The organism is Mesorhizobium sp. M0028 (assembly GCF_040323855.1).
Classification (GTDB): Bacteria; Pseudomonadota; Alphaproteobacteria; order Rhizobiales; family Rhizobiaceae; genus Mesorhizobium.
Genome location: NZ_JAMYVG010000006.1, coordinates 54,318 through 71,131, shown reverse-complemented (window position 1 = coordinate 71,131; position 16,814 = coordinate 54,318). Strand labels below are relative to the sequence as shown.

General features: G+C 60.4%; 23 protein-coding genes. 10 read left to right on the top strand and 13 right to left on the bottom strand.

The annotated features are described in order from the left end of the window. The first annotated feature begins 56 nt into the window (after positions 1-56). Positions 57-458, top strand: a complete 402-nt coding sequence (locus NKJ93_RS14335; RefSeq protein WP_352589772.1) for a hypothetical protein — start codon at positions 57-59, stop codon at positions 456-458. Positions 459-601: 143 nt separating this feature from the next. Here the strand turns inward: NKJ93_RS14335 and NKJ93_RS14330 are convergent, their stop codons facing one another. Beyond that, complete coding sequence (locus tag NKJ93_RS14330; protein WP_352589769.1) at positions 602-1,303, bottom strand: hypothetical protein; 702 nt, start codon at positions 1,301-1,303, stop codon at positions 602-604. 276 nt (positions 1,304-1,579) lie between these two features. Between NKJ93_RS14330 and NKJ93_RS14325 the strand changes: the two genes are divergently transcribed. Beyond that, positions 1,580-1,894 carry a hypothetical protein gene (locus NKJ93_RS14325; RefSeq protein WP_023723028.1) on the top strand — a complete coding sequence of 105 codons (315 nt, stop codon included), beginning with the start codon at positions 1,580-1,582 and terminating at the stop codon, positions 1,892-1,894. 124 nt (positions 1,895-2,018) lie between these two features. Here the strand turns inward: NKJ93_RS14325 and NKJ93_RS14320 are convergent, their stop codons facing one another. The 4 genes from NKJ93_RS14320 to NKJ93_RS14305 form a co-directional block, all read right to left on the bottom strand. Continuing rightward, positions 2,019-2,249 carry a DUF2934 domain-containing protein gene (locus NKJ93_RS14320; RefSeq protein ID WP_352589766.1) on the bottom strand — a complete coding sequence of 77 codons (231 nt, stop codon included), beginning with the start codon at positions 2,247-2,249 and terminating at the stop codon, positions 2,019-2,021. Between the two features lie 83 nt (positions 2,250-2,332). Beyond that, complete coding sequence (locus NKJ93_RS14315) at positions 2,333-2,545, bottom strand: hypothetical protein (RefSeq protein ID WP_352524156.1); 213 nt, start codon at positions 2,543-2,545, stop codon at positions 2,333-2,335. A 123-nt stretch (positions 2,546-2,668) separates the two neighbouring features. After that, the gene (locus NKJ93_RS14310) at positions 2,669-2,974 is read right to left on the bottom strand and encodes a DUF1236 domain-containing protein (RefSeq protein WP_031195423.1); all 306 of its coding nucleotides are present in this window, start codon (positions 2,972-2,974) and stop codon (positions 2,669-2,671) included. A 367-nt stretch (positions 2,975-3,341) separates the two neighbouring features. Next, entirely contained in the window at positions 3,342-3,638 is a 297-nt protein-coding gene (locus tag NKJ93_RS14305; protein WP_352589763.1) for a hypothetical protein, read from the bottom strand. A gap of 171 nt (positions 3,639-3,809) precedes the next feature. On the opposite strand from NKJ93_RS14305, the gene NKJ93_RS14300 reads away from it, so the two are divergent. Continuing rightward, a complete protein-coding gene (locus tag NKJ93_RS14300) occupies positions 3,810-4,085 on the top strand; it encodes a hypothetical protein (protein ID WP_023723033.1) in 276 nt (91 codons plus the stop codon). Positions 4,086-4,149: 64 nt separating this feature from the next. Here the strand turns inward: NKJ93_RS14300 and NKJ93_RS14295 are convergent, their stop codons facing one another. From NKJ93_RS14295 to NKJ93_RS14270, 6 genes are all read right to left on the bottom strand, one after another. Continuing rightward, complete coding sequence (locus NKJ93_RS14295; protein WP_023723034.1) at positions 4,150-4,449, bottom strand: hypothetical protein; 300 nt, start codon at positions 4,447-4,449, stop codon at positions 4,150-4,152. A 171-nt stretch (positions 4,450-4,620) separates the two neighbouring features. Then, on the bottom strand, positions 4,621-4,944 hold the full coding sequence (locus tag NKJ93_RS14290) for a hypothetical protein (RefSeq protein WP_036245970.1): 324 nt from the start codon (positions 4,942-4,944) through the stop codon (positions 4,621-4,623). Next, entirely contained in the window at positions 4,944-5,147 is a 204-nt protein-coding gene (locus NKJ93_RS14285) for a hypothetical protein (RefSeq protein WP_352589760.1), read from the bottom strand. The genes NKJ93_RS14290 and NKJ93_RS14285 overlap by 1 nt, the downstream gene beginning before the upstream one ends. After that, complete coding sequence (locus NKJ93_RS14280) at positions 5,132-5,401, bottom strand: hypothetical protein (protein ID WP_023723037.1); 270 nt, start codon at positions 5,399-5,401, stop codon at positions 5,132-5,134. Before NKJ93_RS14280 ends, NKJ93_RS14285 begins: the two co-directional genes overlap by 16 nt. Next, positions 5,401-5,613: a hypothetical protein gene (locus NKJ93_RS14275; protein WP_023723038.1), complete on the bottom strand. Its 213-nt coding sequence runs from the start codon at positions 5,611-5,613 to the stop codon at positions 5,401-5,403. The genes NKJ93_RS14280 and NKJ93_RS14275 overlap by 1 nt, the downstream gene beginning before the upstream one ends. Before the next feature lies 1 nt (position 5,614). Continuing rightward, positions 5,615-6,412, bottom strand: a complete 798-nt coding sequence (locus NKJ93_RS14270) for an N-acetylmuramidase family protein (protein WP_352589757.1) — start codon at positions 6,410-6,412, stop codon at positions 5,615-5,617. 87 nt (positions 6,413-6,499) lie between these two features. Between NKJ93_RS14270 and NKJ93_RS14265 the strand changes: the two genes are divergently transcribed. The 7 genes from NKJ93_RS14265 to NKJ93_RS14235 all read left to right on the top strand — a co-directional run bounded on the left by NKJ93_RS14265 (position 6,500) and on the right by NKJ93_RS14235 (position 13,290). Continuing rightward, entirely contained in the window at positions 6,500-8,485 is a 1,986-nt protein-coding gene (locus NKJ93_RS14265) for an acyltransferase family protein (protein WP_352589754.1), read from the top strand. A 94-nt stretch (positions 8,486-8,579) separates the two neighbouring features. Beyond that, positions 8,580-8,765, top strand: coding sequence for a hypothetical protein (locus NKJ93_RS14260; protein WP_023723040.1), 186 nt, complete (start codon positions 8,580-8,582; stop codon positions 8,763-8,765). 492 nt (positions 8,766-9,257) lie between these two features. Then, positions 9,258-9,425, top strand: a complete 168-nt coding sequence (locus NKJ93_RS14255) for a hypothetical protein (protein WP_352589751.1) — start codon at positions 9,258-9,260, stop codon at positions 9,423-9,425. A gap of 160 nt (positions 9,426-9,585) precedes the next feature. Continuing rightward, positions 9,586-9,759 carry a hypothetical protein gene (locus NKJ93_RS14250; protein ID WP_023723043.1) on the top strand — a complete coding sequence of 58 codons (174 nt, stop codon included), beginning with the start codon at positions 9,586-9,588 and terminating at the stop codon, positions 9,757-9,759. A gap of 504 nt (positions 9,760-10,263) precedes the next feature. Next, positions 10,264-10,950, top strand: coding sequence for a GDSL-type esterase/lipase family protein (locus tag NKJ93_RS14245; protein WP_352589749.1), 687 nt, complete (start codon positions 10,264-10,266; stop codon positions 10,948-10,950). Positions 10,951-11,015: 65 nt separating this feature from the next. Further along, positions 11,016-12,062, top strand: coding sequence for an acyltransferase family protein (locus NKJ93_RS14240; RefSeq protein ID WP_352589746.1), 1,047 nt, complete (start codon positions 11,016-11,018; stop codon positions 12,060-12,062). A 481-nt stretch (positions 12,063-12,543) separates the two neighbouring features. Beyond that, the gene (locus NKJ93_RS14235; RefSeq protein ID WP_352589743.1) at positions 12,544-13,290 is read left to right on the top strand and encodes a hypothetical protein; all 747 of its coding nucleotides are present in this window, start codon (positions 12,544-12,546) and stop codon (positions 13,288-13,290) included. A gap of 92 nt (positions 13,291-13,382) precedes the next feature. On the opposite strand, the gene NKJ93_RS14230 is transcribed toward NKJ93_RS14235, so the two are convergent. Continuing rightward, positions 13,383-13,967, bottom strand: a complete 585-nt coding sequence (locus NKJ93_RS14230; RefSeq protein ID WP_352589740.1) for an acyltransferase — start codon at positions 13,965-13,967, stop codon at positions 13,383-13,385. 41 nt (positions 13,968-14,008) lie between these two features. Further along, positions 14,009-16,762, bottom strand: a complete 2,754-nt coding sequence (locus NKJ93_RS14225) for a phage head spike fiber domain-containing protein (protein WP_352589738.1) — start codon at positions 16,760-16,762, stop codon at positions 14,009-14,011. Positions 16,763-16,814: the final 52 nt, after the last annotated feature.

Sequence of the window (16,814 nt, the reverse complement as noted above, 5' to 3'; positions counted from 1 at the left end):
ACAATCGACAAAATACACTAACTATTTGATACTGCACGATTTTTCAAGATTTTCGCTTGTCAATCGCCGCCCCTGGGCGCATGGTGGAAGCGAGGGATAAACCGCTCCTGAAAGGAAGGTTTTCCATGCGCTACAGATTTTCGGTTCGTCTGCATGACGACGTCAATTCCCGAGTTCGGGCTACATTGCGGTCCAGGATTGCCATCAATCTGACTGCCGTCGCCGAAGCCGTGCGACTGCAGAACCTCGCCGAGAATGTTGCGCGCGAAGACATCGAATGGCTCGTCATGCAAGCAGCCCAACTCCAAGGCGCAGCTATCGAGTTCGACGGCTTCACGCAAGCCGATCTGGCGGAGTTCGCGTGCCCCGAACCGATGCAAAGCAGTCCCGCGCTGGGTCGGGACGCCTTGGAGGGCGGGGTGACCGTTTCGCCGGATTTTGGCCGTCAAGCGCATTGAGGCGCGTGCTCTTGTGAGCCCCCGTCATGCTGCCGCCACGTGCTCGGCAAAAAGCCCGCCATAATGGCGGGCTTTGGACTGATGGAGGTTTGGTGGACGAAGGCCTCTCGGCCGGTCCGACATTTCATTCCGATGTATCCGCCCTAGCGGCGCGCGATCAGCAGGCACAACTGGCGCAAATCGCTGTCATAAGTGCCTTCGCTGCTGAGCACGTCGACGCAGCGCCTCTTCATCCTGGCCAACTTGTCGCTCGACATGTCGGCGACGACCTGGGGTAAGTTGGGATTGCTGGGATTGTTGGGATTGTTGGGATTGGACGGGCTGCCCGGGTTGGACGGATTGCTCGGATTGGTACCACCGCCGATCCCGACACCGGCGCCGACATTGATGCCGCTGCCGATCCCGACCCCCGCGCCGGCCCTGACGCCGCTGCCGACACCTACCCCCGCGCCGGCGGCAATGCCACCGGAACCGCCGATCGTGGCGCCGGCACCGGCGTTGATGCCGCTTCTGCCCCCGACCGACGCGCCGGCGCCCGCGGCAATGCCGCTGGAACCGCCAACCGTTGCGCCGGCGCCGGCGTTGATGCCGCGACTGCCGCCCAGCGACGCACCGAGGCCGGCCTTGATGCCGCCGCTGCCCCCAACCGTTGCGCCGGCACCAGCGTTGATGCCCTGGCGGCCACCAACCGTCGCGCCGAGGCCGGCTTTGATGCCGCCGTTGCCGCCAATGGAAGTGCCAACACCAACGGCAATTCCGTCCGCGGCATTCACGGGCATCGAGAGCATGAAAACAACTGCGCTGCCCGCCACCGCATCGGTGATTGTTTTGATTATGATGGTCATAACACTCTCCTTGCTGTAGTTGCGCTGAACAGCCCGCGACATCGCCGGTTGCATACCTACTAATTTGCAAGAAGATTATCGGTTTCTTTGCCGATCAACTTACTGGCCTCATGGTATCTGTTCACACAACAGCCGAGTGAAGTTTGTAGTGAAATTTTCCGAAAGTTTTACTTCGGGAAGGTCCTCTGCCGGGTGAAGCAATGCGAGCGTCAACTGACGGGCGCCGCGATAGACGAACGTCGCCCCAACGGTCGGTCGCCATGCGACGACAACCGAATGATGGAGATCAACATGCTTACGAAAATCCTGACAGCCTCCATACTTGCAGCCGGTCTGGCGACCGCGGCGATGGCCCAGAATGCCGGCTCGGACAACAATGCGCCTGGCAGTGAGAAGAGCATCGTCGTCCAGCCCAAGCCGAATGGCATCGACCTTGGCACGACCAGCAGCACGATGGGCACGACGGGTGCCATGAACTCCAATGCGGATCAAAACTGCCCTGCAACCCCGCAAGGTGCCCAACCCGATGCGTCCAACAAGCCTGCCGGGACGGTTTCCCCGACTGTCAACGACAACAATTGCGGTAAGTAGTAAGCCACGACAATCCGGCTTACCATCGCGGGTGGGCGGCAGCGGGACTGGTTAGGACTGGTCCCGCCTTACGATGGGCCAACCGAACCACGAGATCCAGCGATGCAATCAAATCCGCTCGAGTTCACGCTTTGCGCGGTCGCGCCTTGGGTTTGGTTCCCTCCTTGGCGGCCGGCGTCGGCTTAGGCTGGCGTGCTTTCGGCTTCGGCCGGCTGGCGGTCTCCTGCGCGGCGGTTTCTGCGTCGATCTCGGCGGTAGCCTGATCCCAATGCTGCTGATGCGCCCCGTCGGGCCTGCCTGCCTGTTCCCAGATCGCGTGTGCCCGCTGGCGAATCCGTTCCTGCCTGTCCGTCACTGTTGCCTCCGTCGGCTCGGTTCATGCGTAAGCAACTTTGTTCTAGCCGAAATTTCGACCCGCGTCTTGAGCGGCAGGCACCGTTATTGAGCCTCTCTGTCACACAGGACAGCAACGCCGAGGAGCGCCGCCTTCTTGATGATCAGCCCTTCAAGATCGGCGTCCGAGCGCTCCGTTCCGGTGCGTTCGCGCAACAGCGCAATCGCTGCCTTCATCGACAGCAGGCCATCGCCTCGTTCAGCAAGCAGTTTGTCGACGGCTGCGGCCACGTTGGTCGGCTCGACATGCGGCAGCATGGGAATGGCTCCTTTCCTTGTTTCGAGACGACAGCGGCTCCATCCCGATCCTTCGGGATGGAGCTCTTTTGATAATTTAGCCCGTGACCTTTCCAAATCCGGTTCGCAGTTTGGGAACGCCGGTCACTCGATGACGTGCACGATCCTGCGCGTGCCGGGGTCGACGAGCACGGTGCGACCGTCGACGACGACGTATCTGTATTGCACGTCGGGAACATCGATCGGTTGCAGCTCGACCGTATCGGGCAACGTGGAACCGATATTGAGCTCCACCCCCAGAAGATTGATCGACGCCAACGGGTGCTTGTGGACGTATTCGCGGATGACCGTCTGCTGTTCGGGTGTGACAATCACCTGGTCTGCGGTGGCCACGCCGACGCCGGCGAGCAACACCAATCCCGCCGCAGCAGGAACAAGGTGGATTTTCATCGTCTACTCCTGTTGTTACGGGCCTCGCCTTTACGGTTGCGACGCGGCATTCCGGTCGAAGCGGCGAACCCTCTAGGCAAACGCCCAGGCCACCTTGTTGTTCCGTAAGTGGCGGCTAATCGAATAGCGGTGAAGTGCCCGTGCGGTGCGGCGAATGGACTGCGGATGAACTGCGGTGGCCCGCATCGCAAGACGCGGGCCGATCGGTTTCCCGATCAGCAGCGATACCGGAGGGGGTGATATCGGCTGCGTCTAAAACAACATTTAGGACAAGCTAATGTTCCTGGGCGACTGCAACAAACCTGCCGGCTCGAACGGCGCGGCGTTACCGCCCGTCGCAGCCCCATGGGCAGCCCCTATGAAGCGGCTACTGCTTGGGCGGCTGTGGCGGCACATCGCCGGGCTTGATCACCGGGGTCCTACCCTCATCCGGCGGCGGCGCCGCCATGCCCTGATCGCCCGTTGGCGGCGGCTTCAGCACCCCACCGCATGGCTCGAGCGTATCGGACAAATTGTTGCCGGCCGGCTGCTGCTGCTGGCTGTTCTTGTCCGGCGGCTCGACCTTGCAGCGGTCGGATTGCGACTGTTCGCCCGGCTGCGCGGACGCTGGCACCGCCAGCACCAGCGCGCCTAGCATGTACGGCAAGGAAATGAGCGGTCTCATGTCGAGCTCCTTTCGCGCCAGGATCGTCTGACTTGTGAAGGCAGGCAGGCGCGATTGGTTCCGTCGTGCGGCAATGCGCCCGGACCGCAGTGTCCCGGGAACCGGCCACCAGACTTATGAGTTCAACCATTGAGCCAGTTCAGGTGCCACCGACATTATGGAGAACCAGCGATGGAACCGCGCAGGAAAGAACGAACCGACGACGAGACCGAGAGCCCGACGATCCAGCAGCAGGACTGGGACGCCATCCGGAGCGGGAGAATTCTCCCAGACGGCGTGCCGCAAAACGGCGACATCCGTTACGACGTCGAGAAAGACGGCGAACTGCCGGAGGAGGATGACGATAACGCTTACCAGGAAAGCGACGAGGCGTTGCCGGACGATACCGATGAACGCGTTATTTCACGCGATCTCGCACGCGAAGGTGGTCCTTTCGACGAAGAATGAGCCACCGCCTTTCGCACTGCCCTCGCTGTCCGCGTCGGCGGCCGGATGAAAAAGCCCCTGCTTTTCAATTCGGGAGGTCGAAGACCGGCTCCTGGCAGCGATAGACCAGACATTGACCGTCACGCGTCTTGATATAAGCGACGCGCGGCATCTGCGGCCAGTCGCATTCATTGCCGAATTGGCGCACGTATCGGTCGTAGGTGTTCCGTCCGGTGGTCAGCACCACCGAGCGGTGCCTCTGGATCAGAAGCTGTGTCTGTTCGCACGTCATCGCGCGGCTGTCCGGCCGGGCATGGGCCGTCGCGGCAAACAGAAGCGCCCCGGCTGTCAGGACTGCCGCTTGTGTCAGGACTCTGGCAAGCATGACACCATCTCCCGTGAAGCCTAACGCGCATCTTGGTTTCGCAAGCGCCGGATCGAGCCGCCCTCGCAGAGAAAAGATCGTACAGATTGCCAGGGAAAATGCAAAAGCCCGCCGCACCTTTCGGCGCCGCGGGCTTCAACTGAACGTCACTCTTTTGTCAGCTTGGGCGGCTTACTCCTCCTTCACCGGCCCGAACCGGCGCACGATCACCTCGAAGACGATATCCGAGATCCACATCGCCGAGACGCCGATGAGGAACGCGGCGGCGAGCGTCGTGGTGTCGTCGTCCGGAGAAGGAATGGGCAGGCCGGCGGCGCGGAAATAATGCACGACCGGCAGCGTCAGATAGGCCGCCGCCAGCGCGCCGCAGATCGGCGAGGCCACCATTTCGCGGACCTTGTAGCGATGACGCGACAAAGCCCGCAAAATACCGCCGGAAAGGCCGGCGACCAGCACCGGCGCCTTGATGCCCAGAACGTCGAGCAGCTCATGCATCATGGCGTCCACCCGCACCATCTGGCACCCTGCCCGTTGAAGGCGTTCATCTCGTCGAGCTCGGGCCGGGTCACGGCGGCAACGACGGCCGCCGATGGCCGGCGCGGCTGGTTGTGGTCGCACCAGACCTGGCGCGGATTGCCGGCCGGCGCGGTTGTCGTGCAGCCGGCGAGCACCAGGCAGAGGATCAGCGCTTTGCCCATTTCCCAGCCTCCGCTCGTGCTGCCGCATCGGTCATGCCGGCGGCCTTGCGCTCTTCTGCGGCGGCCTCGCGGTTCATTTCGAGGCGATCTTCTCCGGCCGCGACTTTTGCCTCGGCCTGTTTGGCCGCCTCCTTCTTCGCCCGGTTGATGCCGCCCGCAACATAAAGGCCGATGCCGCCGGCCACAGCAGCGAATATCGTCATGACGAGCTTGTTGCCGATGATGGCGCCGAGAATGGCGAGGAGTGCGGCCATCACAAATCCTCCGCGCGGCGGCGGCGCAGGAACTCGGTCAAAACGCCGTTGACCACAAGAAACCAGGGGAACCATTCGCCCGGAATGATCGGCGAAAGAACCTGCGGGTCGACATAGGTGACGATGCTCGCGATGACGCCGATGGCGGCCTGAAGCCGCGCCCAGAATATTGTCTCGCTATCGCAGAAAAAGCTCTTGATCCGGGTCCACATGTCATTTCCTTCCAAACAGTTTGAGGATGGCTGATAGTTTCAGGACGGCGGCAATCAGCGCTGCCCGGAAGCCGGGCTTGGCGACAGCCACAGGAGGCGCAGAGAGCGCGGCGGCCGGCGGTAGAACGGCAATCGGTTTTGCTGACTCTGGCGGAGCTGCGGGGACGACCGCCGATGACACCGGACCGGCAGACGGCCACGGCGTGTCCTTGATGCGCGACCATTTGCGATAGGCCTCGGCAAGCCTGGTGTCGTAGGAGTTCTTGCGATAGCCGGAGCCGTTGTAGCCCTTGGCGAATCCCGCCCAGTCGTGATTGCGCAAATTGTCGTCGAGCCGCTTCTCGACGATGAAATCGATCGCTGCGCCGAGCTGCAGCGCCTCGTCCGCCATCATCGCCTCGACCATCGCCTGCACGGTAGGAAAGCCGGCGGCTTTGAAATTCTCGCCGAGAACCTGGCCCAAGCCCCATGAGGCGGATTTGAGCGCCGCGGTTTCGTCGATCGCACAAGCTGCCCTGAGCCGTGGGTAGCTATCCCTTGGATAGGGCTTCTCGCCCCATTTCGGATAGGCGAGGCCGGCGGCTACCGCTTTTGCCCGCTTGGCACCCGACAGGTTGCGGTAGAAGACGTGCGGTTCGAACAGGATGACCGGCCGGCCAACGGCGTCGAAGCCGTGCCCGCTGGTTTCAACATCGAGGAACGCGTGGATCTCGTCCTCGCCGACGCCGATCCGGGCGCCGAGTTTCGGCAAGTCTATGTCATCGAGGCGCCTCGCGGCGCCCTTGAATGAAAGGTCCATGATTAATCTCTAATGTTGGAGGGGGTCTGTTGAATTACGGCCCTCGGGCCTCTAAAGCTTCCGGCGACTACCCCGGGAACGAGAGTTATGGCCGTCTCTTCGATTAGCACGTTTGAAAAAGCTGAAGGGGCGCTCGCACCCAGCACTTCCGTGCATAGTAAAGCATACCGAAAGGACATCGACGGCCTCAGGGCAATCGCTGTCATTTCCGTAATCATAAATCATCTGTATAGCGGCGTGCTGCCGGGTGGATACTTGGGAGTCGACGTCTTCTTTGTTATTTCAGGATACGTGATTACACTGTCTTTTGAGCGAACCGGCCATTTGTCGTTGAGGCAGCACCTGCTTCAATTCTATTCCAGACGCATAAAACGACTCGTCCCGGCCTTGCTGGCCATGGTTCTCATCACGAGTGCAACGGTACGCCTGTTTAATCCTGAAGCGATGGTTTCGACGCTGACCGGGATGGCATCCATTTTTGGGTTCGCCAACTTCTTCCTGTTCACCCAGGCCATTAATTATTTCGGAGCCAGCGCGCAGCTCAACCCCTTCAATCATACATGGTCGCTTGGCGTCGAAGAGCAGTTCTATTTTTTCTTTCCGTTCCTGATCCGATGGCAATCCCGCACCGCTGCCCTGGCAATACTCTCGGCCGCCTCGTTGCTGATGTTCATCGCCACCTACGACACAAATCAGCCCGCTGCCTACTTTCTGATCCCGTTCCGTTTCTGGGAGCTGGGAATTGGCTGTCTGCTCGCTCTGGCCACCAGCAAAGGCGGCGGGTCGCTGACGATCAATGCGGCCATACCGATTCTGGCAGCGGCGGCGGCGATGTTTCTCGCCAAGGATTATCCGATAGTTTGCACGGTCGTAGTCGTCATATCGACCGCGATGTTGATTGGCTCCGTCCGCCACGGAACGGTGGTTTATCGCCTTCTGTCCAACAGGGTTGCCTCCTATGTCGGGAAGATCTCCTATTCCTTGTACCTTTGGCACTGGCCCGTCATCTGCATAAGCCATTGGACCGTCGGCATTCACCTCTGGTCGCTGCCTCTGCAGATCGCCGCGATGCTCTTGCTGTCGATCGCCTCCTACCACCTCATTGAGAACCCCTTTCGGCGAACTCTGTGGATCGGAGGGCGCTGGGGCGTGTTGGCAGCTGGCCTGCCTCTGATGGTGGCCACGGCATTTTTGATCCTTCTTGGGCAACGCTATTCCATCCCTTCATTCTCCGGAGACAAAACTGCCGAGACCGGGCGCGGAGTGGTCCCCGGATATGTCGGCAAATACACAAAGCGCAAACTCACTGATTGTTCGGCCGTCAGCATTGGATCGGATGAGGGTTTCGAACGGAACCTCGCTAAATGCACTGCCGAGTTGAGCGGAAAGCCGAAACTTATCTTCGTCGGCGACAGCCATGCCGCGGATATGTTCCCGATGGCGGAAGAAATTTACCGGGATGGCCTCGCCTCGGTGCTCAACGTTTTCCAGACGGGTTGCCGCACCCCGCCGATCGTCGGAGAACCGGACTATTGCAAGTACCCACAGCTGATAATGAAGCACGTCTCCTCGAACGACCGGAATATTCTGGTCATCCGAAACAATTACTCACCCCGTAGGCTCGACGGGTCTCTGACTGCTTTCTCGCATCAGCTCGAAGAACTGCTGTCGGAGTCGGACAAGGCCGGTTTGAAGGTAATCTACGTCTTGCCCGCCCCAAAATATAACAAGGTCGGGCCGACGGGTTTGTGCAGCCGCCAATGGTACCGGCCTGATTGGGCGATGTCGGCAGAATGCCACACAGGCATTGTCGAGGACCGGAATGAGCAGTTAGCCAGGCGCCGTGATGTTACCGATTACTTGCTGGGTCTCAGCCGTACCAGAAGCAGCTTTTTCGTGTTCGATCCCTTTGATGCCCTGTGTGGGGGGCCGACTGGCGACTGTACCCCTGTTAGAAATGGCCGCGTTGTCTATCGCGACGACAGTCATCTCACTGAAGAGGGATCTGAGATTCTGACGGCTCCTTTTGAAGCTTTCCTGAGCAGCCATGGATTGATTACCCCGAGGAGTTAGGCCACTGACAGCAAGGGCCGCTTGAGCGTTCTGGCCCGCGATCGTAAACACGGGGCCTTGGCGCGGTCCGGCACAGGCCATAGGACGTCTGCATATGCCTGATGATGAACAAACCGCTGCGGCGCGCTGGTCGGTGAGGTCCGAGCTCCGCGCCGTCGGTCGCGACAAGCCGCTGCTCGCGGTGCTGGCAGCGATCCTCTGCCTTTATTGTGCGTTTATCGCCGGACCGATCGTCTATGCGGTGCTGGCCATCAACGGCATTGCGGATTTCTTCAAATAGAGCCGGTTCCGGCGATCTCGCGTCGGTCCGGCGCGCTGTATCGGCCCCGAAATTGCTCGGCCTGGATGAAATTGCTTAGCCGGGATGAAACTGTTCGCGTATATCGTTCGTACCTGTAGCGGGTGCGGGAGGACACGTGACGATAAGAATCAGACTCCCAGGCGGGACTTTGAAGATCAAGAAAAGGGACGAGCTGCGGCGCCGCGAGCAGAATCGCGAGGTGCCGGTTTGGCAGGTCGGCAATTACTTCGTCATCTGGTGGCCGAGCGGCATGTCCGATCGCCCATCCTCGCCCAGAAAATCCTCGCCCAGGAAATAGCCCGCGCACCGACGATCCCGACTGGGCAATGACGCCTCCGTGCGGGATCAGGAACCGCCGCGCCCGCCCAAACCTCAAGACCGCTCGACTAATCCCAGAAATAGTCAGCGGGCAGGCGTTGACTCTTCCGCCGCGGAAGGTCTCTTGTGCTGCACAATGGGGTGGCGGAATCGATGGCGGTGCGTATCAGAATGCCTGGCGGCACGCTGAAAGTGAAGGTGTACCGCGAATTGCGCGACCGCGAACGCGCCCGCCGCATACCCGTCGTCAGGCTCGGCCGGGTCTATTTCACCTGGTGGTCGAACCGCCAGCGCCTGATTGACGATCAGTCGCCAGGATGAAGCTCCTTCGGCCGAGCATGCGCCTTGCCCGCCCGGCGCCGCGAAGCCTCCGCAGCTCGCAAAATAAGTTGATGATCCTGCTGTTGACTCTTCCGTAACGGAAGGTCTCTACTTACCGCATTGCACACAATTGCTGCGTTGCACAACGGGAGTTGGACCGATGGCGGTGCGTATCAGGTTGCCGGGCGGCACTCTGAAGATGAAGACCTATCGTGAGTTGCGAGCCCGGGAACGCGACCGCCGCGTGCCTGTGATGAAGATGGGATCGCTGTATTTTGTCTGGTGGTCGAAAGGCCAGGAACCGCACGAGAAGCCGCAGGACAGCAGACGGTAGCTGCTGGGTCCGTCGGCGAAGTGTTCGCTGCTCGGCTTTTTCTAGTGTCGTGACTCTAAATGTCTAGGCAGATTGTTTGGCTAGCGAGGGACCCGATCCTCCGGCGAGATTAAATTGCTACTGCGACGAGCAGAGCGCTCCAGTTAGCTCCGCCCTAGCGGGCAGGTTGTTAGGTCTGTATTTTCACAGGGATTGACCACTCGGATGGCCTTTTGATTCGGCACGAATTTCGTCGTCGTCGACGCCGATCAATGCCCCGACGCGCGGGATATGCGATCGGTGATGCGCGCTTCGCAGGTCCTCCTGGGACGCAGTGCCCGTGGTCACCCTCCAATGTTGTGGAAGGCTATATTGAATTACTGCCCTAGGGCATCTAAAGCTTTCGGCGATCATGAGAGCTTCCAGAGGGCTCAAGGACTGGTCGGCCGAGCAGTTAGGGCTCTAGCCGGTAGGGGGCTTGCTTGAGCCACCCTGATGTTTCGGGATTTCACGTAGGGGCTAAGGATGCGAAAGACTTCCATCCTTGTTGCCGGGTTCCTCGCCGGCTCGGCGTTCGGTCATTGGGGCTACATGCCGCTAAAGGCTTCCATCTGGCCTGAAGCGGTAAGCGTTCCGGCAACCACGTATCAGGCGGCCCGCAACAGCATCTTTGCGGCCCGCCGGAGTTCTGGTGACGCTGTGATGATCGGCGACTCGATCACGGAAATGGGCGATTGGGACGCGATCTTTCCTGATTACCGGATCATCAACCGCGGCGTCTACAGCGACAACACGGCCGGCCTTCTGGTTCGAACCGATGAACTTTCCCGCGTCGATGCCGATATTGCCTTCGTGATGATCGGCACGAATGACTTCACGATCAGGCTAGACGCGAATGGGACCTTCGGGCGCTACAACAGGATCATCAAAGCGCTGGCTCCAAAGCGGGTAGTGGTTCAATCTACACTGTTCCGAAGCGACCGATATCCCAAAATAAATGAAGCCACCGCGGAGCTGAACCGGAAGCTGCAAGCCCTATGTTCCGGCTCGGTCTGCGACTATCTGGATCTCAATGCGACCCTTGCGCCGAATGGCGTCTTGCTGCCGAAGTATTCAGTCGATGGTACGCATATTACGGGAGCCGCATATACTTTATGGGCGGAACAGATTAGGGCGTTTCTTCCTGCGAAGCCGCGCCAGAATAGCAATTGACGTTGCGCATTCAGTTGCCGGATGGCACACCTTGCGGTTTAGCGACGAACTCACAGCGGGGACTAATGCGCAATCAGACAGTCGATGCCCTTCGCGGCATGGCCGCCCTCATGGTGTGTGTTTTCCACGTCGTTGGCACTGCCGGAATTGGAAACGGCGTCGATGACGTGTGGAGCTACGGCCGGATGGGCGTGCCGCTGTTCTTCGTGATTTCAGGCTTTATCGTTCCGCTTTCGATGGACCTTGCCGGGCATCGGATCGGCGATTATTTCCGCTTCATCGCCAGACGCATGGTCCGCCTCGAACCGCCCTATTTCGCGACAATCGCGTTCATCCTGATCAGCGGCGTGGCGCTGGCGCACTTCCCGCAACTCAACACCTCGCACCCGCCCTACACCGTCATCAACGTGCTTTTGCACATCGGCTATGTGAACGCCTTCGTTGGCCAGCCCTGGCTTAGCGGGCCGTTCTGGACACTGGCGATCGAGTTTCAATATTACGTGGTGATCGGGCTGCTTTTCCCGATCCTGGTCAGCAGCCGGACGGCAGGCTTGGCAATGCTTGGTGTGTTTGCCGGGCTCTCTGTCGTGAGCGCCGGATATGTCGAATTTCTGCCGGCCCATTTGAGCGTCTTTGGCACCGGCATCCTGACCTTCATGTTCTGGACGAAGCGGGTCGATCTCAACACCTTTTGCGTCGGGATCGCCATCCTTTGCGCCGTGGTGTGGTGGACGCTTGGACCGGAGCGGGCAATCACCTGTCTTCTAGCCTCGACTGCGATTGCAATCTCTTGGGTGCCGGCGTCGTCCCTGTTCAGCAGGGTCGGGATGATCTCGTATTCGCTTTACCTCGTGCACGTCCCTATCGGCATGAGGTTCGTAAAACTATCCGAGCGGGTGTTCCCCGGCTCCCCATGGCTGGCATCGGCTATTGCGCTTGCCGCGTGTTTCGGCGCGGCTTTGTTGCTCTGGTATTTTGTCGAAGAGTGGGCCAAGAAGCAGTCGAAGAAGATCGACTATGGCAGCAAAGCGCGCCGCGCTGCGCCAAATATCGTAAAAGCGCCCATCTCAGATGCGGAACCACAGGCGCCCTTGCTGCCATCAGAAGGCTAAGGACCGACCTTTATCCCAACAGGTTCGCCAGAGGAACTGAGCAAGGGTCGCCGTAGGACTATGGTTGCGTCGCGAAAGCTTTATAGGTGGAACCGGCTTGAAGCGACAAACCGCAGAATCCCACCCTCAACAAGCGCAACTGCTGAATCTGCGCCATCTGCGGCAAGGCATTGCACGACAGCAGCTCACCCAATTTAGCGCCAATGTTCCGATCGCAAGGCGTTCCTGAGCCGACAGCTTTTCAGGTTAGTGAAACGCTCTGGTAGTCTCGGCGCCTCGGCCATCAACCTCAGCCGGAGCGCCTTTTCCGGTCAAATGCCTTTGCAGATGCGACTCGCGCCGCTCTCGAGCGCAGTTCTTCTTTTCGGCGGTTCGAACGAAGCGTCTGGCAGGCAGTCGCGGTCGTTGCGCAAGGTTGCAAACCGTCGCTGTTTGTTGCAAATAATTTGCTGCGGGCGGGCGATCGAGGAGTCATCTGGCGATGAATGTCCAGTCGCGCGTGCATGCCTTTCTTCGCGCAACCCCGCTCCGCTATTGTTTTCACCTCGCAAAAGCTCACCTTGGTGGGTCTCCACAATCCGACGAGAGCGTGATCCTGGCGCGGATCGTTGGTCAAAGCCCGAAAACATTCTTGGAGTTTGGTTTTCATCCCACGGAATACAACTGCATTGGGCTTAGCGACTTCAGGGGTCTGCTCGTCGACGGCGACGCAACGACCGTGCGGTTGGCCCGCTCGCTGCTTCCAAAGCGAATCGAAGTGCGCGAGAGCTTCATCGATCTTGACAACATCAAAAACCTCGCCACGCATTTTCCACAGCTTGGAGTGCTTTCCGTCGACGTCGACGGCAACGACTACTGGTTTCTGCAAGCCCTGCTGCCAGTGCGTCCGGCTGTCATTGTCGCGGAGTACAATGCCAGTTTCGGTCTCAACCCAATCACCGTGCCCTATGATCTCGCGTTCGACCGCACGGCCAAGCATGACAGCGGCTGGTATCACGGTGCATCGATCACCGCCCTGACCAAGCTATGCAAGACGCACGACTACAAGCTCGTTGCCGTCTCGGCCGCCGGCGCGAACGCGTTCTTCTTACCTGACGCTTCGGACATACCGGAATTAGAGCCTGCCCAGGCCTATCGAGAGAACGTCCTGCGTAACCGCTGGTCTAGAACTACGGCTAAAGACCAATGGGAGCGCATCAAGCATATGCCTTTTATCGAAGCGCCCTGAGATCGAGACGAGAAATGTAGACTGGACGACCGGCTCGACATGCAGTGCGATACGACGGCACGACCCTCGTTGATGAGCGGCAGCGACAGGCATCACTTCACTAGGTCTGCTGGCCGCACCAATGCATCGGCCGGAACGTCGTATCGAACAATTGACCCGGCCGAGATAATAGCCCGATCGCCGATGGTGACACCCTTCATGATCATGGCGCTATTGCCGATCCAGACGTCATCTCCAATCACAATTGGCGACGATCGGATGCCGGGGTCGACGCGCGGGTGACCTTCCTTGAAGATGGCCTGCATTTGCGCAAACCGCTTCCGAGGGTCCATGGGATGCGAGTTGGTATCGTGGATCGCGACCCCCCATGAAACGTGCACCCGCTTGCCGATCTTGATCCCCACCGGATCAGACGACCAAACCGTTGAGCCGGGTCCAAGGTAGAACCAATCGCCGATCTCGATGCGGCCTGCATGGGCGAAGATTTGCAAATGTCCATCCAAATGGCTGTCGGCACCGATCGAAACCCTCGCTCGGTCGCCGTGGATGTTGAAGATTTCCGCCCCTGCACCGAACCGCGTCCGGGGTCCGACGATCGCATTCTCCCTGGCAGCGCCGGTGGCGATCCATGACCAGAAGAGACGGCGAAAAGCGAGGACGGTCGAGAAGATACGCATCCACCGGTATCTGCCACAAGCGAGCGAAATTTCCAACTAGATCAAGTGCCAAAGAATCCAACCCGCGATAGCGCGCGCAGCTTATCGGCAACGAAGCTGGCGTATCTCTCCCCGCCGACGCTGTTGAGGTGCAATTCGTCCGACATGTAGAGTGTCGAGGTCAGGTACCCGATACCACTGCCGCCGCCGACGTCGATGAAGCCCATCCCCATCATTTCACAGACCTCGCGTTCCCTCCGCATGAACTGGTCGAGAGTGTTCCCCTGACTGTTTGTCCTGAAAAGCCTATGAGTAGCGTGGCCAGGACCACCGCTGTAAGTACCGAGGCATATGATCTTGGCAATAGGGCCTCGGAGGCGCATGGCCTTGAAGGCATCAACCATGGCCCCGGTGAAGCCGGAAGCAAGGGTTTGATCCCCCAGGTCGCCTAGAACTACGTCGGCCGCTCCGAAATTATTCGGACCCGGCTCTAAAGTGATGATCTCGGCATCTACCGGAATAAGGGCAATCTGGTCGTAGATCTTTTGCGACCCATAGTGCCCATTGGTGGCAATTCCCAGGGACCCACCGCTATAGGCAAGATTTGTCGGAACCATGCCGGTCTTCACGGCCAGCGGTCCCCTATAGAACGCCTGGGCTGTGATGCTCGAACCGAGCAGCGTCCATTTCTTGCCGACAAGCGCTGCCCGACCGTCGTCGGCATCCGCGTCAATCGCGCTCGGATCGAGTGCGCCGACATAGCGGATGGTGTTGGCGGCAACCGGCGGCATTCCAGCAGCCTTGATCCAGGCTGCGGACGAAAAATCGCGCGGCGAATTGAGGATGTTCGCGCCCCCGTTGATGCTCAGGCTAGAGCTTTGGAGACCGAGGCCCGACACGCCGTCGCCGACGTAAGGATGGCCACCGGCGGCCGGGAACACGCGATGCTGGACATTGGCGATGCCGGTGCCGTTCGCAGTGCCGGTCACCCGGCAACGATACCAGTTGGCGCCGATCGCCTGCGTCGAAACGGTGCCGAATGCCGCGCCGCTGCCGGAAGCGGTGCCACCTGCAAGATCGAAGGTGCAGTCGAAGGCGCAGGCCCCGTTGGAAAACAGGTTAAGGCGTGTCCTCTCGGCCTTTTGGGCATACACATCCCAAACGAAGGTCTGACCGATCACCCATGCGATGGCCTGATATACAGACGGGCTGCCCGAACCGGATTGCTCGATGATCTTGTCGGCCGTTAGCCGGCCATTGACCAGCACATCGATGACGTCGACCAGCGCCTGCAACTGCGGCACCACCCTGACTTCCGGGACGGTCGCGGCTGCGGCTGTGCAGCTGGTCTTGGTGAAGACGGCGTTCGTCGGGTCGCTGCTCGGAAACAGATTGGTGGTCGTTGACGGAAGCCGCAGGACGATGTTCCGCACGTAAACGCCGGAGGCGCCATCGCCGGTGAAGGGGAACACGCCGGCCGGCGAAAACCGCGTCTGGACGTTGGCAGCGCCGTTCGCAGTCGGCGTGACTACCGCTCTGCATTCGTACTCGCCACCGCCCAGCGCGATCATAGAGAAGCTGGTGAGTGCCGGGCCGGTACCGGTGCAGGTACCGTCCGACAGATCGAAATTGGCGGTATAGACAGCTGGCCCGTTGGAAAGCAGCTGCAGCAGCCGGCGCTCGGATGCCCTGGCGGTCACGACATGCTCGACTACGACGCCAGTCGAGAATGTATAGGTTCGGAAACAGGTCGGCGCGACGGAACCAGTGCCCTCGGTCAGCTTGATCGTAGTGACCGCAAGCCCTTCTATGCGCGACAGCGCATCGACGTTCGTCACAATGCTGGCCGTCGATGAACGAACTCCTATGTCGGTTGCAACCGGCCCGGCGTCAACTCGGAATAGGCCAAGCATGCCGGCGCTGACCTCCGTCCAAAAATACTCGCCGACATCGACATTCCTGCCAAGCACCGCCACCGCCGCTGCGCCGGCCAGCCCTGCCGACGCCACAAAGCTGAGCGTCGGCGCCACCGTGTAGGAGCCCGGCGCCGTGATCAGTATCTGCGTCAGCGCCCCGCCGGCCACCACGAAGCGGCCGGCGGCGCCCGAACCGGTGCCGCCGGCAAACGCCAGGTCGAACGTGCCATTGGCGCCGCCCGAGCCTGCCGTGATCGCACCATTGCCGACGACGCCGAAGCCGATTGCCGCCGCAGTCGTCGGGAAAATGCCCTTGCCGTAGAACGAAGCGTCGCGTGCGGCCTGGGCGCTGACGACGGCCGCCGCGGCGGCGACGGCATCGGAATTGGTGGCAGCCCGGTCGGCCGTGGTTTGGCTGGCATTCGCGGCGGAAGCGGCTGCGCTGGCCGATGCCTGGCCGGCGCTGGTTTCCGCAGCATCCTTCAAGGCCTGGGTTTCATCGCGCAGCGCTTCGACCTCTTCGACTACGTCGGCGATGTCGGGCGGAACGGATGCGGCGATGGTGATGGCATCGGCGCCGACGGCCGGCTCGTCGGCGGTGAATTCGAACACGCGGTCGGCATTGACCGATCCGATCTGGATGTGAACCGTCGTGCCCTTCTGCACGGTGCGCGTCGTGCGGGCGTCGGCGGCACGGAACCAGTCGCCTGCGCTCGCCGTGTAGATGCCGTTTTGCGTCGGGTCGGCCTGGTCCTTGACCAGCACGCGGTCGCCGATTTCGGCCGGCACGCCGTCGATGGCCTGCAGGCCGTGCAGGAGGATGTCGGCCGTGGTTGCGAGGCGCACGGGTTCGCGTTCGCCGGTCAGGAGACGAACGGCGGCAGTTGCAGGTCGGGACATGAGGGGTTGCTCCATAAAAAAAGCCCCGCATAAGCGAGGCTGGAAGGGGTTC

Excerpts from the sequence above, each read along its gene's own strand:
- NKJ93_RS14275 (WP_023723038.1), bottom strand. The coding sequence starts at position 5,613 with ATGTGGACCCGGATCAAGAGCTTTTTCTGCGATAGCGAGACAATATTC.
- NKJ93_RS14330 (WP_352589769.1), bottom strand. The coding sequence starts at position 1,303 with ATGACCATCATAATCAAAACAATCACCGATGCGGTGGCGGGCAGCGCA.
- NKJ93_RS14225 (WP_352589738.1), bottom strand. The coding sequence starts at position 16,762 with ATGTCCCGACCTGCAACTGCCGCCGTTCGTCTCCTGACCGGCGAACGC.
- NKJ93_RS14245 (WP_352589749.1), top strand. The coding sequence starts at position 10,264 with ATGCGAAAGACTTCCATCCTTGTTGCCGGGTTCCTCGCCGGCTCGGCG.
- NKJ93_RS14295 (WP_023723034.1), bottom strand. The coding sequence starts at position 4,449 with ATGCTTGCCAGAGTCCTGACACAAGCGGCAGTCCTGACAGCCGGGGCG.
- NKJ93_RS14270 (WP_352589757.1), bottom strand. The coding sequence starts at position 6,412 with ATGGACCTTTCATTCAAGGGCGCCGCGAGGCGCCTCGATGACATAGAC.
- NKJ93_RS14280 (WP_023723037.1), bottom strand. The coding sequence starts at position 5,401 with ATGGCCGCACTCCTCGCCATTCTCGGCGCCATCATCGGCAACAAGCTC.
- NKJ93_RS14300 (WP_023723033.1), top strand. The coding sequence starts at position 3,810 with ATGGAACCGCGCAGGAAAGAACGAACCGACGACGAGACCGAGAGCCCG.
- NKJ93_RS14305 (WP_352589763.1), bottom strand. The coding sequence starts at position 3,638 with ATGAGACCGCTCATTTCCTTGCCGTACATGCTAGGCGCGCTGGTGCTG.
- NKJ93_RS14290 (WP_036245970.1), bottom strand. The coding sequence starts at position 4,944 with ATGCATGAGCTGCTCGACGTTCTGGGCATCAAGGCGCCGGTGCTGGTC.
- NKJ93_RS14310 (WP_031195423.1), bottom strand. The coding sequence starts at position 2,974 with ATGAAAATCCACCTTGTTCCTGCTGCGGCGGGATTGGTGTTGCTCGCC.
- NKJ93_RS14255 (WP_352589751.1), top strand. The coding sequence starts at position 9,258 with ATGGCGGTGCGTATCAGAATGCCTGGCGGCACGCTGAAAGTGAAGGTG.
- NKJ93_RS14325 (WP_023723028.1), top strand. The coding sequence starts at position 1,580 with ATGATGGAGATCAACATGCTTACGAAAATCCTGACAGCCTCCATACTT.
- NKJ93_RS14285 (WP_352589760.1), bottom strand. The coding sequence starts at position 5,147 with ATGGGCAAAGCGCTGATCCTCTGCCTGGTGCTCGCCGGCTGCACGACA.
- NKJ93_RS14265 (WP_352589754.1), top strand. The coding sequence starts at position 6,500 with ATGGCCGTCTCTTCGATTAGCACGTTTGAAAAAGCTGAAGGGGCGCTC.
- NKJ93_RS14230 (WP_352589740.1), bottom strand. The coding sequence starts at position 13,967 with ATGCGTATCTTCTCGACCGTCCTCGCTTTTCGCCGTCTCTTCTGGTCA.
- NKJ93_RS14240 (WP_352589746.1), top strand. The coding sequence starts at position 11,016 with ATGCGCAATCAGACAGTCGATGCCCTTCGCGGCATGGCCGCCCTCATG.
- NKJ93_RS14250 (WP_023723043.1), top strand. The coding sequence starts at position 9,586 with ATGGCGGTGCGTATCAGGTTGCCGGGCGGCACTCTGAAGATGAAGACC.
- NKJ93_RS14315 (WP_352524156.1), bottom strand. The coding sequence starts at position 2,545 with ATGCTGCCGCATGTCGAGCCGACCAACGTGGCCGCAGCCGTCGACAAA.
- NKJ93_RS14235 (WP_352589743.1), top strand. The coding sequence starts at position 12,544 with ATGAATGTCCAGTCGCGCGTGCATGCCTTTCTTCGCGCAACCCCGCTC.
- NKJ93_RS14260 (WP_023723040.1), top strand. The coding sequence starts at position 8,580 with ATGCCTGATGATGAACAAACCGCTGCGGCGCGCTGGTCGGTGAGGTCC.